Origin of the sequence: Roseibium sp. (assembly GCF_965276855.1) — a bacterium.
Classification (GTDB): domain Bacteria; phylum Pseudomonadota; class Alphaproteobacteria; order Rhizobiales; family Stappiaceae; genus Roseibium.
On the sequence record NZ_OZ255700.1, the window covers coordinates 389,118 to 404,918 of the forward strand.

Annotated in this window: 10 protein-coding genes; 6 read left to right on the top strand and 4 right to left on the bottom strand. The window is 56.9% G+C overall.

Annotation, left to right across the window (positions count from 1 at the left end):
• Positions 1 to 79 precede the first annotated feature (79 nt).
• The gene (locus ACQY4Z_RS01785; protein ID WP_428526142.1) at positions 80 to 2,533 is read right to left on the bottom strand and encodes a penicillin-binding protein 1A; all 2,454 of its coding nucleotides are present in this window, start codon (positions 2,531 to 2,533) and stop codon (positions 80 to 82) included.
• Positions 2,534 to 2,715: 182 nt separating this feature from the next.
• On the bottom strand, positions 2,716 to 4,023 hold the full coding sequence (locus tag ACQY4Z_RS01790) for an N-acetylmuramoyl-L-alanine amidase (protein WP_428526144.1): 1,308 nt from the start codon (positions 4,021 to 4,023) through the stop codon (positions 2,716 to 2,718).
• Between the two features lie 654 nt (positions 4,024 to 4,677).
• On the opposite strand from ACQY4Z_RS01790, the gene ACQY4Z_RS01795 reads away from it, so the two are divergent.
• Positions 4,678 to 7,446 (top strand): Rne/Rng family ribonuclease, encoded by a 2,769-nt coding sequence (locus ACQY4Z_RS01795; RefSeq protein WP_428526146.1) that lies wholly within the window; start codon positions 4,678 to 4,680, stop codon positions 7,444 to 7,446.
• An 85-nt stretch (positions 7,447 to 7,531) separates the two neighbouring features.
• On the opposite strand, the gene ACQY4Z_RS01800 is transcribed toward ACQY4Z_RS01795, so the two are convergent.
• Positions 7,532 to 8,692 (bottom strand): pyridoxal phosphate-dependent aminotransferase, encoded by a 1,161-nt coding sequence (locus tag ACQY4Z_RS01800; protein WP_428526148.1) that lies wholly within the window; start codon positions 8,690 to 8,692, stop codon positions 7,532 to 7,534.
• Positions 8,693 to 8,896: 204 nt separating this feature from the next.
• On the opposite strand from ACQY4Z_RS01800, the gene ACQY4Z_RS01805 reads away from it, so the two are divergent.
• The 4 genes from ACQY4Z_RS01805 (at position 8,897) to accC (ending at position 13,312) form a co-directional block, all read left to right on the top strand.
• Complete coding sequence (locus ACQY4Z_RS01805) at positions 8,897 to 10,363, top strand: M48 family metalloprotease (protein ID WP_428529686.1); 1,467 nt, start codon at positions 8,897 to 8,899, stop codon at positions 10,361 to 10,363.
• 53 nt (positions 10,364 to 10,416) lie between these two features.
• Positions 10,417 to 11,193, top strand: a complete 777-nt coding sequence (locus ACQY4Z_RS01810; protein ID WP_428526150.1) for a DsbA family protein — start codon at positions 10,417 to 10,419, stop codon at positions 11,191 to 11,193.
• A gap of 289 nt (positions 11,194 to 11,482) precedes the next feature.
• A complete protein-coding gene (gene accB / locus ACQY4Z_RS01815; RefSeq protein WP_428526152.1) occupies positions 11,483 to 11,953 on the top strand; it encodes an acetyl-CoA carboxylase biotin carboxyl carrier protein in 471 nt (156 codons plus the stop codon).
• A 15-nt stretch (positions 11,954 to 11,968) separates the two neighbouring features.
• A complete protein-coding gene (accC, locus tag ACQY4Z_RS01820) occupies positions 11,969 to 13,312 on the top strand; it encodes an acetyl-CoA carboxylase biotin carboxylase subunit (RefSeq protein WP_209177678.1) in 1,344 nt (447 codons plus the stop codon).
• Positions 13,313 to 13,366: 54 nt separating this feature from the next.
• Here the strand turns inward: accC and ACQY4Z_RS01825 are convergent, their stop codons facing one another.
• Complete coding sequence (locus tag ACQY4Z_RS01825; RefSeq protein ID WP_428526154.1) at positions 13,367 to 14,617, bottom strand: hypothetical protein; 1,251 nt, start codon at positions 14,615 to 14,617, stop codon at positions 13,367 to 13,369.
• 277 nt (positions 14,618 to 14,894) lie between these two features.
• Between ACQY4Z_RS01825 and aat the strand changes: the two genes are divergently transcribed.
• On the top strand, positions 14,895 to 15,581 hold the full coding sequence (aat, locus tag ACQY4Z_RS01830) for a leucyl/phenylalanyl-tRNA--protein transferase (protein ID WP_428526156.1): 687 nt from the start codon (positions 14,895 to 14,897) through the stop codon (positions 15,579 to 15,581).
• Positions 15,582 to 15,801 lie beyond the last annotated feature (220 nt).

Sequence of the window (15,801 nt, forward strand, 5' to 3'; positions counted from 1 at the left end):
TCCGGGCTGAATTTGGAGCGGGAGATTAGCTTTCCGCAACTTTCCTGTAAACCATCACGAACGGCGTTTGTGGCAATCGTCAGTAGAGTCCGCCGGTGCCTTGCAGAACAGCCTGGCCGGCTTCAGGCGACACATAGGTTGGAACACCCATGGTATCCTGGAACCCGATAACGGAATAACTGTCAGGCGGGGCCATGCCCGGTTTGAAAGCTTCCAGGATCGCGCCCGGCGTTCCGCCTGCTGTTCGCAATCCGGTGTTCTTGTTGATCGGGATCAGCTGCAGACCGCGCGGGACACGGAACTCCACCGGCGGCTTTTCGGCGAGAGCCTGCTTGACGAATTCGGTAAAGATCGGAGCAGCCACCTGTCCACCGGTCGCGCCGCGGCCCATCGGCTTGGGATTATCGAAACCGACGAAAACACCCACTGCGAGATCCGGGGTATAGCCAACGAACCAAGCATCCTTTTCGTCATTCGTTGTGCCGGTCTTGCCGGCAACAGGACGATTGACGGCACGAACGGATGTCGCGGTTCCGCGCTGGACCACACCTTCCATCATGGAGGTGATCTGATAAGCGGTCATCGGGTCGAGCACTTGCTCACGATTGTCGATCAAAGTCGGTTCACTCTGACCATCCCACGCATTTTGGGTACAGCCGTCACAAATCCGGCTGTCGTGCTTGTAGATTGTGCGGCCGTAGCGGTCCTGGATCCGGTCGATCAGGGTTGGACGCAGTTTCCGCCCGCCATTGGCAATGGTTGCGTAAGCCGCTGTCATCCGAAGGACCGTGGTTTCCCCGGCACCGAGCGACATGGACAGAACCGGCAGCATGTTATCGTAGATGCCGAACCGCTTGGCGTATTCGGCCACCAGCGGCATGCCCATGTCCTGCGCAAGGCGCACGGTCATCACGTTCCTGGACCGTTCAATCCCGGTGCGCAAGGTTGATGGACCGTAGAACTTGCCGCCGTAGTTTTGCGGCCGCCAGGTGCCAAGACCCGGACCTTGTGAAATCTCAAGCGGCGCATCCATCACAACAGAAGATGGTGTGTACCCGTTGTCGAGGGCGGCGGCATACAAGAACGGCTTGAAGGAGGAACCCGGTTGGCGCCAGGCCTGTGTTGCCCGATTGAATTCGCTCTGAGCAAAGCTGAAGCCGCCGACAAGAGCCAGAACACGACCGGTATACGGGTCCATGGCAACGAGGGCACCGGACACTTTCGGGATCTGGCGAAGTTCGTAGGTGCCCGGCGCAACCGCGCTCTCCTGGACATAGACAACATCACCCGGAGCCAGCACGTCAGAGACAGTGGACGGCGCCCGGCCGCTGACCCGTGCCCATTTCATGGTTTCCAGAAACAGCGGACCCGCCTTGCGGTCTTCTTCGAGCTGCCCGCTTTGAAGCCGCTTGGGTTGAATACCGACCTGTGCCTCATTACTCCCGCTTTCCAGAACAACAGCCAATGACCATTCCGGCAGATCGCTCAACGCCTCGATTTTGGCCAGTTCCACGCCCCAATCGGTGCCTGTGGAGATGCGGTCAATCGGACCGTTCCAGCTGCCGCGCTGGTGATCGAACTTGATCAGACCGTCCATCAAGGTCTTGCGTGCGATCTGTTGCATTTCCGGGTCGAGCGTCGAGCGAACGGAAAGGCCGCCTTCATAAAGCCGCTTGGTGCCGAAGATATCAGCCACTTCACGGCGGACTTCTTCGGTGAAGTATTCTGCAGCGAACAGCTTGGAGCCGTGACCGCGGAGCTTCACGGTGATCGGCTTTGCCTTGGCTTCTTCGCCGTCCTCAAAGCTCACATGACCGTCTTCAACCATGCGGTCAATCACATAGTTGCGGCGTGCAACAGCAGCGTCGGTTTTCCGGTACGGGTGATAGTTGCTTGGTCCTTTTGGAAGCGCTGCCAGATAGGCCGCCTCTTCCAAAGCCAGCTCATGAACGGACTTGTCGAAGTAGATGAGCGAGGCCGCGGCAACGCCATATGCGCCAAACCCGAAGTAAATCTCGTTGAGATAAAGCTCGAGGATCTCGTCCTTCGTGTAGGCCTGCTCAATGCGCAGCGCGAGGATGGCTTCCTTGATTTTCCGTTCAACGCGCAACTCGTTGGTCAGAAGGAAGTTCTTTGCGACCTGCTGCGTGATCGTCGAGGCGCCTTCCGGACGCCGTCCTGATCCGTAATTCTGGATGAAGCGCACAGCCGCACGCGCAATGCCCTCCGGGTCAACACCCAGATGGGTATAAAAGTTCTTATCCTCGGCAGAGATGAAGGCCTGCTTCAATCGGTCTGGCATCGCCTGGATCGGCAGAAACATTCGGCGCTGGGTCGCATACTCCGCCATGAGGCTGCCGTCTGCGGCATGAACACGGGTCATGACCGGCGGCTCATAGTTCTTCAGAGCACTATAGTCCGGCAAACCATCGTTGAGGTGTTGCAGATACATCCACACCCCAGCGGCCATCAGCAAGGCAAAGGCCGCGCCGATCCCAAATAGATACCCAAAGAACTTCACCAAGAATTTCATATGCGGGCTCGTCTTTCCCCGTCCAGCATGCCCTAACGTCTCTTACCACGCTTTTAAGGGCAGGCACATATCCGTACCGATTGCGACAATAGCAGTGTTTGCCTAAGTCGTGCACATTTATGGCGATGCTGAGGCAAATACCAGCTAAAGGTTTCCGAATGTTTTTTCGCCGGTTGCACCGATTATTGTGATACCGCCCCGTCCCGTCCGGCCAAGCGGGGCCTGAAGAAACTGTGGATGGCCTCTGTCATGGCGTCCGCCATCCGCTCCCGCCACTCTTCAGATATCAAGAGTTTCTCATCATGCGCGTTCGACAGATAGCCGAGCTCGACCAAAACCGAGGGCACATCATGCGCTTTCAATACCCGGAAACCGGCTGATCTGTGCGGGTTTCGGATCAATCGAACCGCGCTCTGCAATTCGCCAATCAGGGTCTTGGCAAAATAGACGGAAAACGACCGGGTCTCGCGGCGGGCCAAATCAAGCAGAATGTCAGTCACTTCAGTCGGCTCTTCTTCGAGTTCAACGCCCGCGATAATATCCGACATGTTTTCGCTGGCGGCCAACTCCTCGGCAAGGTCATCCGATGCCCGGTCTGACAGGGTGTAAACAGTCGCTCCGCGCGCAAGTTTTTTACCGCGCACCACCGAATCAGCATGGATCGAAATAAAGAGATCAGCCGCCAAATCATGGCCGATCTGGACACGCTCTCCCAGCGGGATGAATGTGTCATCATCCCGGGTCAGATGGATCTGATAGAGACCGCCTTCTGAAAGCTTGTCCCGAAGCAATTTGGAAAACTCCAGAACGATCGCCTTTTCCAAAGTTCCGCCGACACCAATCGCTCCGTAGTCAATGCCGCCATGCCCCGGATCCAACACGATCACTGGTTTGCTGTTCGCGCGTTGCGCAGTCAGGAGATCGGTTTTAGGTGCAGCGGCCTCCCGGCTGGCTGTGCGCTTTGACCGGGTTTCAGAGACAAACTCCGCAAATTCTTCATCGCTGGCACGGACAAGATCGATCACCAGGCGTGAGGGCTGATCGTCGATCGAGGGCAAAAACAGTGTCTTGTCCACCCGGACCGGTGCAGCCAAGTCCACAACCACGCGGGACTTTCCGACGGCGAATAGGCCAAACCGCCAGTCACGAACGAGCCCCTGCTCCGCATTTTGCGCTCTCTTATCAAACGCAAAGGTCACTTCCGGCAGATCCAGAATGAGCCGGTAGGGCGTTCCAAGTGCGGAAATCACAGGGGTGACCTGCGTGTTGAGTTCAAAAACGATTCGTGTCCGGTCTTCATCCCCGGCCACGCGAGCCGCTGAGATAACCGGCTTTTCAGATGCCAGTGCGTGCGATCCATGCGCTGACATCATGAGCGCAAAGGACATGATCAGCAGAGCAGCAACCCAATTTATCGCCGGAGCAATCGTCAGCGTACCGGCCAAACCGGATGACGCCGGTGTCTGGAGCAATTTTCTGTTATCAGCCATTCTCATCAAATCAGATCGCCTTGAACCTATGAGGTTTTATGCCATTCGCCCCCTATTCGATAGGGAAAATGCCTTAGGCTGTTCAGTTTGCTTGCAAACCTTGTTCTCGGATCGTAAAAGTACCTTACGGATTCAGGTTTGAAACCGATACTGTCCGATGTGGCAAAAGGATGGACATATCCACAATGCCATCGGTTTACGGGCCCATAAAACGATAGAACAGAGGCCGTTCTGCCGTATCACGGGCGATCCGAAACCTCAAACGGACAGCATATCGGCGGTTGCTGACGATCCATCGCCCCTTGGCGCTGCAAACGTTTGAACGTGCAGTCTTTCGGGGTCGAAGGGGATAACCAGACCAGCCTGACCCGACCGGGACCAGATCCATGGCCACGTGGCCAGCTGAGCCGGAACACAGATTGATAGACTTAACTCAAGGGCTTGCGTTGCCCCAAAGGACCCGCGTGATGCAAATGCTGATCAACATCGAACAAGCCCCCGCCGTAGGTGCGGCCGCTTGTTTTGATCAGCCAAACGCGCCGGGCGCAAACGCCCTTGCTCACAACAGCAAAACAAGTACGGCGGCCATCCTCCTTTCGGGCGATGCGCGCTTCAGATGCGCGCACATGAGCGCCGCCGTGGAGAAATTCAATAATGGCAAACAAGATGCTGATCGACGCGGGCCACCCGGAAGAGACCCGGGTCGTCGTCGTCCGCGGCAATCGGGTTGAAGAATTCGATTTTGAAGCAGCGAATCGCAAGCAGCTGCGTGGTAACATTTATCTGGCGAAGGTCACTCGGGTCGAACCCTCCCTTCAGGCAGCTTTTGTAGAATATGGCGGAAACCGGCACGGTTTTCTGGCATTCAGCGAAATTCACCCGGACTATTACCAAATCCCGGTTGCCGATCGGGAGGCCTTGCTTGCAGCCGAAGCCGCCGAGCGCCAACCTGACGAAACCGAACAGGAAGAAAAGCCGAAACGCCGGCGCCGGTCACGGGCGGCCCGCAACGAGTCGGATGCCGATACTGTCGCAAGTGAAAAGGTAGAGAACCCGGAAGACGACGGGTCTGATGCCGAGGCGACAGCGGACGAGAGCGCAGAGACGCCGGAAGCCGCGGCTGCCGACAGCAGCTCCGAAGACGAGGCGGCGTCCCCTTCAGATAGCGATGAAACCACTGAGGACGCCGATGAAGCAGTCTCCGCTGAGACTGAGACTGAGACCGCGTCTGACGAAACCGAAGACGAGGCCAAACCGGCTCGTGCCCGCCGCCGCCGGCGCCGCAAGTCTGACGTTGAAGCTGCATCAAGCGACGATGCAGGTGACAACGGCGACGATGAAGTCGAATCTGTTGGCGCGGAAGACGCCATGGAAGAAGTACCGGAGCGCCGCGCTCCGATGCGCAAGCAGTACAAGATCCAGGAAGTCATCAAGCGCCGCCAGATCATCCTGGTGCAAGTCGTAAAAGAAGAGCGCGGCAACAAGGGCGCGGCTCTGACCACCTATTTATCTTTGGCTGGCCGGTATTCTGTTTTGATGCCGAACACGGCCCGCGGTGGTGGTATCTCCCGCAAGATCACACAGCCCACCGATCGTAAGCGGCTCAAGAAAATCGCGACCGAGCTGGATGTGCCGGAAGGCATGGGCGTTATCCTGCGCACTGCAGGTGCAAGCCGCACCAAGGCAGAGATCAAGCGCGACTTCGAATATCTCATGCGCCTTTGGGAGAACGTGCGTGAGCTGACCTTAAAATCGAGCGCGCCGAGCCTCGTTTATGAGGAAGGCAGCCTGATCAAACGATCGATCAGGGACCTTTACAACAAAGACATCGACGAAGTTCTGGTCGCGGGTGACGAAGGCTACCGGGAAGCAAAGGACTTCATGCGCATGCTCATGCCGAGCCATGCCAAGAACGTCCAGCCGTATCGGGACCCCTCCCCGCTGTTCATCCGCTATGGGGTCGAACCGCAACTTGATGCCATGTTCTCGCCGCAGGTGACCCTGAAGTCCGGCGGCTACATTGTAATCAACCAGACCGAAGCGCTGGTCTCGATTGACGTGAACTCGGGCAAATCGACCCGCGAACACAACATTGAGGACACAGCCCTTCAGACCAACCTGGAAGCCGCCGAGGAAGTGACCCGGCAGTTGCGCCTGCGCGACCTTGCCGGACTTGTTGTCATCGACTTCATCGATATGGAGGAGTCGAAAAACAATCGGGCGGTTGAGCGGAAACTGAAGGACTGCTTGAAAAACGACCGCGCGCGAATCCAGGTCGGACGGATTTCCCATTTCGGTCTTCTGGAAATGTCGCGCCAGCGGCTGCGCACCGGTGTTCTGGAGAGCTCCACAACTCCATGTCCGCACTGTCAGGGCACCGGTATGATCCGGTCGGTGGAATCTGTGGCACTCCACGTACTGCGGTCCATCGAAGACAACCTTCTGAAGGGCGCAACGCACGATCTGATCATCCGGACGTCGGCAGAAGTCGCTCTTTATATCCTCAATCAGAAGCGCTCGAACCTGTTCGATCTTGAGGTGCGGTTCCTGGTCGGGATCGAGGTCCAGGCAGACCACATGGTCAACGGACAGCTGTATGTTCTGGAACGCGGCACCCTGATTGATCGCGATCGTCAGCCTATGCCGACAGCGACTGTCCAGCCGGACATGATCGATATTATCGACGAAGATACCGAGCAGCCGGTTGTTGAAGAACAAGCTCAACAGGACGATGACAATGGCGACCGCCGCCGTCGTCGTCGCCGCAAGCGCCGCCGGGGTGGTTCCGACGCTCAAAGCGACGAGACCTCAGAGGCAAATGCCGACAGCGAAAACGCTGATGGTGAACAGGCCGAAGCGCGCGGCTCGGACGACGACAACGACGATGAGCCACGCCGCAAACGGCGCCGGGGCCGCCGGGGTGGTCGCCGTGGTCGCCGTGACGACGAGATGGAAAACCGGGCGGATGATGCCAACGGCTCTGACGGCGACTCGTCTGATACGCCGGTTTCTGACGACAATTCGGACGCTCAACCGACTGAAGCAACTGCTGCATCCGATGCACCGGGACCGGAGACTGTCGCGGCTACCGACGCCGGCACCCCGGAGCAGCCGGTTAATGGCGTCGATACAAGCGCATCGGAGCCGTCTGAAGCTGTAGAAACTTCACAGGCAGCGGAAACTGAAACTGCGGAAAGCACAGAGGAACCGGTCGCTCAAGCGGATAAAGCGGAAGACATCGTCATCGATACTCCAGTCTCCGAGCAGCCGGTCGAAGCTGAAGCGGTTGCAGATGAGCCGGAAGATCCGGTTAAGCCTTCTGCTCCAGCCGAACCCGTTGTGACGAGTGAAACATCTGGCGAAGAAAAAGCCGACAAGCCGAAACGCGGCGGTTGGTGGCAACGCGGACGATCGTTCTTCTAAAGATCGCTCAGCATCACGCCAAAAAATCAAAGGCGGCCGTCGTGGCCGCCTTTTTTGTTTGAAAACCGGGCTTCGCTGGCGCTTATCAGATCCAGTCCTTCAAACGCTGCAAAGCGGTTTTCATGTCGTCATGAGCGCCGGCGAAGGAGAAACGCATGAACTCCTTGCCATGGACCGGATCAAAATCAACACCCGGTGTTGCTGCGACCCCGGCCTCATGAAGCATCCGTTTTGCAAAATCGAGGCTGTCATTGCTGAACCGGCTGATGTCCGCGTAGATGTAAAATGCGCCGTCCACCGGCAGCAATTTGTCGAAACCGATTTCCGGCAGTCCCTTCACCAGCAATTCCCGGTTTGCCGCATAGCCAGCTTTGACAGCCTCTAGTTCCTGAACAGCATCCAGCGCCGACGCGGCTGCGATTTGAGACAGCTCCGGTGGTGAAATGTAAAGGCTCTGCGCAATGCGTTCAGTTGGCCTGACAAGTTGTTCGGGCAGCACCATCCAGCCAATCCGCCAGCCGGTCATACAATAATATTTCGAGAAGCTGTTGATGATAATGGCGTTATGCGATGTTTCGAGAGCTGTTTTCTGCTCCCCGGCGTAATCCAGACCATGATAGATCTCGTCGGAGATGAACCAGATCCCGGCTTGATCACAATAGGTGATCAGATCGGACAAGGCATCGGCGGTCATCATGGTGCCGGTCGGATTTGCCGGACTTGCAACAAGAACACCCCGCACCGGACCGTCCTTTTGCGCATCATCCAAATGGTCTGGCGTCAGGCTCCAACGGGTCTCCGCTCCCACTTCGACTTCGACCGGTATTAGGCCCAAGGCTTTGATGATATTTCGATAGGCCGGATACCCCGGAGCAGTCAGGACGATGCGGTCGCCGGGATCAAACGCTGCCAGGAAGGCAAGATTGAACCCGGCGGAGGATCCGGTCGTTGCCATGATCCTGCCCAACGGCACATCCACCCCATACGCCTTCCGGTAATGAGAGGACAAAGCCTCCCGCAACGGCTTGATCCCGAGAGCTTCCGTGTATCCCAGCTTGCCGTGTTTCAGTGCTGCATCCGCCGCCGCCAACGCCGTTTTAGGTGCCGGAGCAGATGGCTGCCCCACCTCCATATGGATGATGGACCGTCCAGCGGCTTCCAGACTGGCCGCTTCCGACAACACATCCATGGCGATGAACGGTGCAACATCACTGCGTTTTGACGGCTGAAAACGGTCCGATGCCATGTCTGATCCTTTTGAACTGCAAGCGCCTTCCGGGGCAATTAACCCCTGCCCCTAAACGCGGATGAACCTTTGCGCAAGTCCCTGACAAAGCCAGCCCGCCGCAGAAACAATTGACGCTGAATTTTTCTCTATCGCATCCGGCATTTCTTGACCCCAGGGGTTCCGGCCCATACCTTCGCCACAAACATGTTTCAACGCTCTGGAATGCCCTTGTCATCCGTTCACCCAAAAGGCCTCACAGAAGTCCTTGCCGCACCTGTTCGCGGTCTCGCTTGCCTGATCAAAACGCCTGCTGCAACCGCGCGAAAAGCGGTGACCTTGACCTGCGCTGCCGCTTTGGTCTTGCCCGTGTTGCTTTCTCCTGCCCACGCACAAAGAAAACTGCCGCTGGTTCGCGATGCGGAAGTGGAAGGTCTCTTGCGCGATTATGCGAAACCGATCTTCCGCGTGGCCGGTATCGGCAGTTCCGAACCCACGATCATTCTCGTCAATGACAAGACATTCAACGCCTTCGTTCCTGATTCCCGCCGGATGTTCATCAACATCGGCGTGATCCTGGAATCCGAAACACCTGGCGAAGTCATTGGCGTTCTGGCGCATGAAACCGGCCACATTGCAGGCCGCCACCTCGTTCGCATGCGGGCCGCGGCTTCAAATGCCCAGATCATGTCGGTTATCGCCATGATCTTGGGGGCTGGCGCTGCAGCAGCTGGTGCTGCCAGCGGCTCCGGTTCGGCCACAAGCGGCGGTGCGGCGGCCATTGTCGGCGCCGGATCTCTTGGCCAACGCTCATTCCTTGCCTACCGGCGTAGTGAAGAAGCAGCAGCCGACCGCGCGGCACTGCGCTATCTGGATCAGACCGGTCAAAGCGCCCGCGGTCTGTTGCGCAACTTCCAGCGCATGGCTGAGCAGCAAATGTTCTCAAAACAGTTTGCAGACCCTTATGCAATCAGCCACCCGATGGCCCAGGACCGCTACAATGGGCTTTTGCGGGAAGCTCAGGAGTCAAAACACTTTGACAAGCCTGAGGATTACGTCCTGCAACATCGGCACGATATGGCTAAGGCAAAACTGTTTGCCTTCACCAGCCATCCGTCAGCGACCTTGCGCACCTATCCGCGCAAGGACAAAAGCCTGCCAGCGCAGTATGCACGGGCCATTGCAGCCATGCAGAGCCGTGGCAAGGGCGCTGTGGGCGAGATCGACAAGCTGATCCGGCAACATCCGACAAATCCCTATTTTCATGAGCTGAAGGGCCAAGCCCTCCTTGAAGGCGGTGATCCGAAAAGCGCGATCGCCCCTTTCCGCAGAGCGCTGTCGATTCGGCCAAACGAGCCGCAATTCATGGTCTGGCTTGGCTATGCCCTGGTTGCATCAAACAATCCGGCCAATCTTGCTGAAGCGGAAAGCGTGTTGAAGCGCGCGATTCAGCGCGATTCCAACTCAGGCACCGCCTACGCACAGCTTGCGATCGCGCACGGGCGCCAAGGGGAACGGGCGGAAGCCGATCTTGCGACAGCCAAGGGCCTGATGGTGCGAGGCGAATTCGAGGCTGCCAAACGATACGCCGCCCGCGCTCAAAAAAGTTTGAACCGCGGGTCAGCTGCATGGCTGCAAGCAGATGATATTGTCGCCTACAAACCACCCAGCGTGCCAGGACAACGGCGCTGATTATTTTGACCTCACGGCTGATGCGCTTTTGCCATCTGCCTCAGGAGCATGACATGACCCCTCTCTCAAATTTGCTGCGTTTGCCGATGGCCCGATTTGCAGCTGCACTCGGATTGACCGTCTCGGTCTTCAGCACGCCTGTGATCGCGCAAGACATTGATCGGGGCGAAATTGAAAAGATCGTGCGCGAGTACATTCTGAAAAACCCGGAAATCATCACCGAGGCTCTGACAGAGCTGGAACGCCGGGAACAGGAAGCTGAGGAAGCTGCGCGCCGTGAAGTGCTCACCAGCAGTGCGGATATTCTATATAACTCGACCCGCCAGGTCGTGCTCGGGAACCCGCAGGGCTCAGTCACTTTGGTCGAATTTTTTGATTACAACTGCGGCTACTGCAAACGCGCCTATGGCGACATGGTCCGCTTGATGGATGAGAATCCTGATCTGCGAGTGGTTCTGAAAGAGTTCCCGGTGCTCGGCCAGCCCTCCGTTGAGGCTGCACAGGTTGCGGTCGCCGTAAACTCCGTTGCCCCGGAGAAGTATCACGCCTTCCACGAAGCGTTGATGACCCGCCGCGGTCAGGCCAACCTTGCCAGTGCGATGGAAGCTGCAACCAGCGCCGGGATATCAACGGAAGACCTCCAAGCGGCGATGGCAACCGACGAGGCTGGCCAGACAATCGAAGAGGTTTATTCCCTGGCCAACCGTCTTGGTCTGACCGGAACACCGTCTTATGTCATTGGGGACGAGGTGGTGATGGGAGCCGTCGGCTACGATCAGCTGAACTCAAAGCTTTCTGACCTGAAGAATTGCAGCGAAACAACCTGTTAATGAACGGCTTCCGAAAGCGGATTTCTTTATATGAGATCCGTTTTCAGGGGTTTTCCTGCCTCATTTGAATGCCTATAAGGAGCTGTGTCGGTTTCGTAAGGAAATCAGACAAAGTATCTAGATCCGCTATACAATCCGGCGGAGCAAAGAGCGTGTTGTTGATCAGGTAATAGTCAGCCGGGCCGGTCTAAACCCAGACCGGCATGGCAATAACTTTATTGACCGGTTCCGCCGGGAAATTTCCGTCAGCTTTGCGCTAGTTGCGGCCCGAGTACGAGAGCCAGAAGACATGAACAAAGATAACAAGAGTTTCGATACGGCACTGATCCGTGATCTTGCGGTGCTGCTTGATGAAACCAACCTGTCCGAAATCGAACTGGAAAAAGGCGACACGCGGATCCGCGTCGCGCGCCAGATGTCCATCAGCGCACCGGTCAGCGTTGCACCGCCTGCTGCCCCTGCCCCGGCTGCGGCACCGGCCGCCGCCGCAGCTCCTGCGGCCGCTCCGGCTGACGCAGCACCGGCACAAGGCTCCGTGGCGTCCCCTATGGTCGGTACGGCCTACCTGGCAGCCGAACCGGGGGCTGCCCCGTTTGTTCAGGTCGGCGACAAGGTGGCCGAAGGTCAGACGATCCTGATCATCGAAGCCATGAAAACCATGAACCACATTCCGTCCACCAAGGCGGGCACCGTCAAGCAGATCCTTGTGGAAGACGCCCAGCCGGTGGAATTCGGCGAACCGCTCATTATCGTCGAATAAGGAGCCGGTCCGGCCATGTTCTCCAAAATTCTCATTGCTAACCGCGGTGAAATTGCCCTGCGCATCCTGCGCGCTTGTAAAGAGCTCGGCATTTCCACAGTCGCGGTCCACTCCACGGCAGATGCCGATGCCATGCATGTCCGTCTCGCGGATGAAAGCGTATGCATTGGACCACCAGCTGCGCGGGACAGTTATCTCAACATCCCGCAGCTTTTGGCCGCTTGTGAAATCACAGGCGCGGACGCAGTTCACCCGGGTTACGGCTTCCTGTCCGAAAACGCCCGGTTCGCTGAAATCCTGGAAGCGCACAACATTGTCTTCATTGGCCCGACCTCTGATCATATCAAGATCATGGGCGACAAGATCCAGGCCAAGCAAACGGCCAAGGATCTCGGTATTCCAGTGGTTCCCGGATCAGATGGCGCAGTCACGCCGCAAGACGATGCGCATGCGATCGCCCGGGAAATCGGCTACCCGGTTCTCGTGAAAGCCGCAGCCGGTGGCGGCGGACGCGGCATGAAGGTTGCGCAGACCGAAGCCGAACTCGATACCGCTCTGTCAACGGCCCGCTCAGAGGCAAAGGCTGCCTTCGGCGACGACGCCCTTTACATGGAAAAGTACCTCGGCAAGCCGCGGCATATCGAAATCCAGGTCTTGGGTGATGGACAGGGCAATGCGGTTCATCTGGGTGAGCGCGACTGCTCGCTGCAGCGCCGCCACCAGAAGGTTTTGGAAGAAGCCCCGTCCCCGTCGCTCAATCCTGAACAGCGCGCGGAAATTGGTGAGATTGTTGCCAATGCGATGCGCAAGCTGAAGTACCGCGGTGTCGGCACGGTCGAGTTCCTGTATGAAAACGGCGAGTTCTACTTCATCGAAATGAACACCCGTCTTCAGGTGGAACACCCGGTGACCGAGATGATCACCGGCATCGATCTGGTGAACGAACAGATCCGGATTGCCGCGGGCGGCTCGCTGGACATGACCCAGGACGACATCACGTTCGACGGTCATGCAATCGAGTGCCGGATCAATGCGGAAGATCCGCAAACTTTCGCGCCGTCTCCGGGCACGATCACCTACTACCACCCACCGGGCGGTTTGGGTGTGCGTGTCGATTCAGGTGTTTATCAGGGGTACAAGATCCCGCCCTATTATGACAGCCTGATCGGCAAGCTGATCGTGCATGGCCGTAACCGTGTGGAATGCATGATGCGCCTGCGCCGGTGCCTGGATGAATTCGTCGTGGATGAGATCAAGTCCACCATCCCGCTGTTCCGAAACCTGGTTGAAAACCAGGATATCGCAAACGGCCAGTATGACATTCACTGGCTGGAGCAGTACCTGGCCAACAAGAAGTAAAGTCACAAGGGGCGGCAACGCCCCTTTTTCTTTAGGGCTGGACGAGGGAACAGGTCAGATAAATCCGAGGATTACCTGCGCCAGTTCTTTTGAATTGGTGGCGTTCAGGCACGGTGTCCCGCTTGGTACCGAGATCTCAAATTTCGGCTGACCATTGTCTTCATAAATCAAGCCGATAACTGTAGTCACATCATAGTTCTGATTTTGAGGAAACCCCCGGACCACAAAGGCATTGGCGGGAACCTCCAGGCTCAGCGTGTTTTTAAACCCGTCTGTTGTACTGGCCTGCTTCTGATCCGTTTTTGTTGTTGAGGTGCTGTAGGCATACATGCCGCCAATATCGACAACACCGGCAACCTTGAAAGACGGGATCTTGAAGCTGTGCATGGACGAATTCTGATAGATCGTCACACTGCCCGCCGTCTCCGATGTTGACCGTTCAAGGCTCAAGGTGGTGTTGAAGGTGAGCGGATTTTGCACAAACGGAATATCAAACCGAATCTCCTTCAGATCCTGAAAAAGGCTGGCGACCTCGGCGGTTTTCGGGATTGCCGAGATGATGGAGACATTGTTGATGTAGGTTCGGCTTTTCCCGGTGAACTGACTGTAGGCCAGATTGACCACCGTTCGCCGTATGGTTTCGCCGCCAGCCTCCACCACCAATTTCAGTCCGGCATCGTTGACCTGAGAAAAGATCTGATACTCATTGCCACTCCGCCGATTGTACCGATCCACTTCCGTTTTGATGCTTTCCAGGAGCGGCAATTGTGGCGTGACGTTCTTCAGCGCCGTGTTGAAAAGACCGGCCGGTGCGGCAACAAGCAAATCTTTGGGGTCGCTGCCCGGTAGGCTTGGTTGATAGGAAATCACAAATGCCAGGAGACGTTTTCCATACCGCGTGACTTCCTTGGAATCCCGGCTGGCGGTCTGACAAAAATAAGTGGTGATCTTGGCGATTTGAGACATGGTTGTCAGGTCGACCGTTGCCTGCTGACCGACATCACCTGCATTGAGATCACACCCGGCGGAAATGCAGGCGTTGCTTTGTGTGCAGGCCTGAAGTCGGCGCAAAGGATACTGTCCGGCAGGATCTTCCGAATTCTTGAATGCAAATCCGAGCAAGGTGAAACTCTGAGGATAGGAATCCAGCGCGAGAAGTTCGCCGCACCGAGGGCTGCTTAACAAGTTGTAAGGCTCCGGATTGCCAACATCGCCGGCATTTTGCAGCCGCACCGTGAGATTGTTCTTCAAAAGAGCGCTTACGGTTTGAAACTGCTGATCGGTCGATTTGAAAGCCACGCGCATCGGGCCACCCTTTCTCCTTTGCGGGCGGTGTCACCCTGGGTTCCCCTCATTGGACGGCCGAGACAGGAGAGTGTGACGCGTGGGTCCGAGCGGGAATAGACAAATGCAGGCATGGTGTGTGCCGAAATCAGAATTGCCGGTTGAAGACCCGAACAAGGTTGTTTTTCTTTTCAGAAATTTCGGAGAGAGTTGTTCTGGACAAAGTTGCGCTATCTTCGAAAGCTATTATGGCGCTGAGTTTGATGGCTACCGCCCGTAAATCGATCTAAGAGGATCCATGGCAGGATACCAGAACGACGTCATCTTCGAGATCACGCCCCAAGTGCTGCTGAAGGCTTATGCTTGCGGGCTTTTTCCGATGGCCGAATCCGCCGATGATCCGGGTCTGTTCTGGCTGGAGCCGGAACAGCGCGGCATCCTGCCGCTCGAGTCTGTCCATGTTCCGCGCCGGCTAAAACGCACAATCCGCAACGACCTCTTTGAAATCCGCATCAGTACTGATTTTCAGGGCGTCATTGACGGCTGTTCCGCGCCCATGCCAGGCCGGCAAAAGACCTGGATCAACCGGGAGATTCGGCGGCTCTACGGCGAGCTGTTCGAGATGGGCCATTGCCACACAGTCGAGGCCTGGCAGGACGGGGATCTTGTGGGCGGGCTTTACGGTGTGAGCCTCAACGGTGCTTTTTTCGGAGAAAGCATGTTCTCCTTCAAAACGGATGCATCAAAGGTTTGCCTGATAAACTTGGTCGCCCGACTCAAGATGGGGGGATACACCCTGCTGGACACACAATTCGTCACCGGCCACCTTGCCAAGTTCGGCACGGCCGAGGTCCCGAAGGACGAGTACAACGTCCTGTTGAGCTCGGCCTTGCAACAGGAAACCGACTTCTACACGCTCTCCACAAAAGCAACCGGTGCTGACGTCCTCAGCATCCTGGACGGCCAAACAGACGCGTCCTTCTAGGCCGTGTGGACGAATTAGAGATGCATTTCGCCGGGATTTGCATCGTTCAAGTTCAAGGAAATCCGGTGAAGGTGATGCTTGTGCATCATCGAGACGGATTTGCGCTGGAATTGACCGATGCAAACGCGGCCCAAAGGGTAAGGCAAGTGCCGGCGATCTGGCGCCGCCGATCCCTTGAACGTATATCAATACGCTCTGCGGGACCGTTCCCGCCATATCT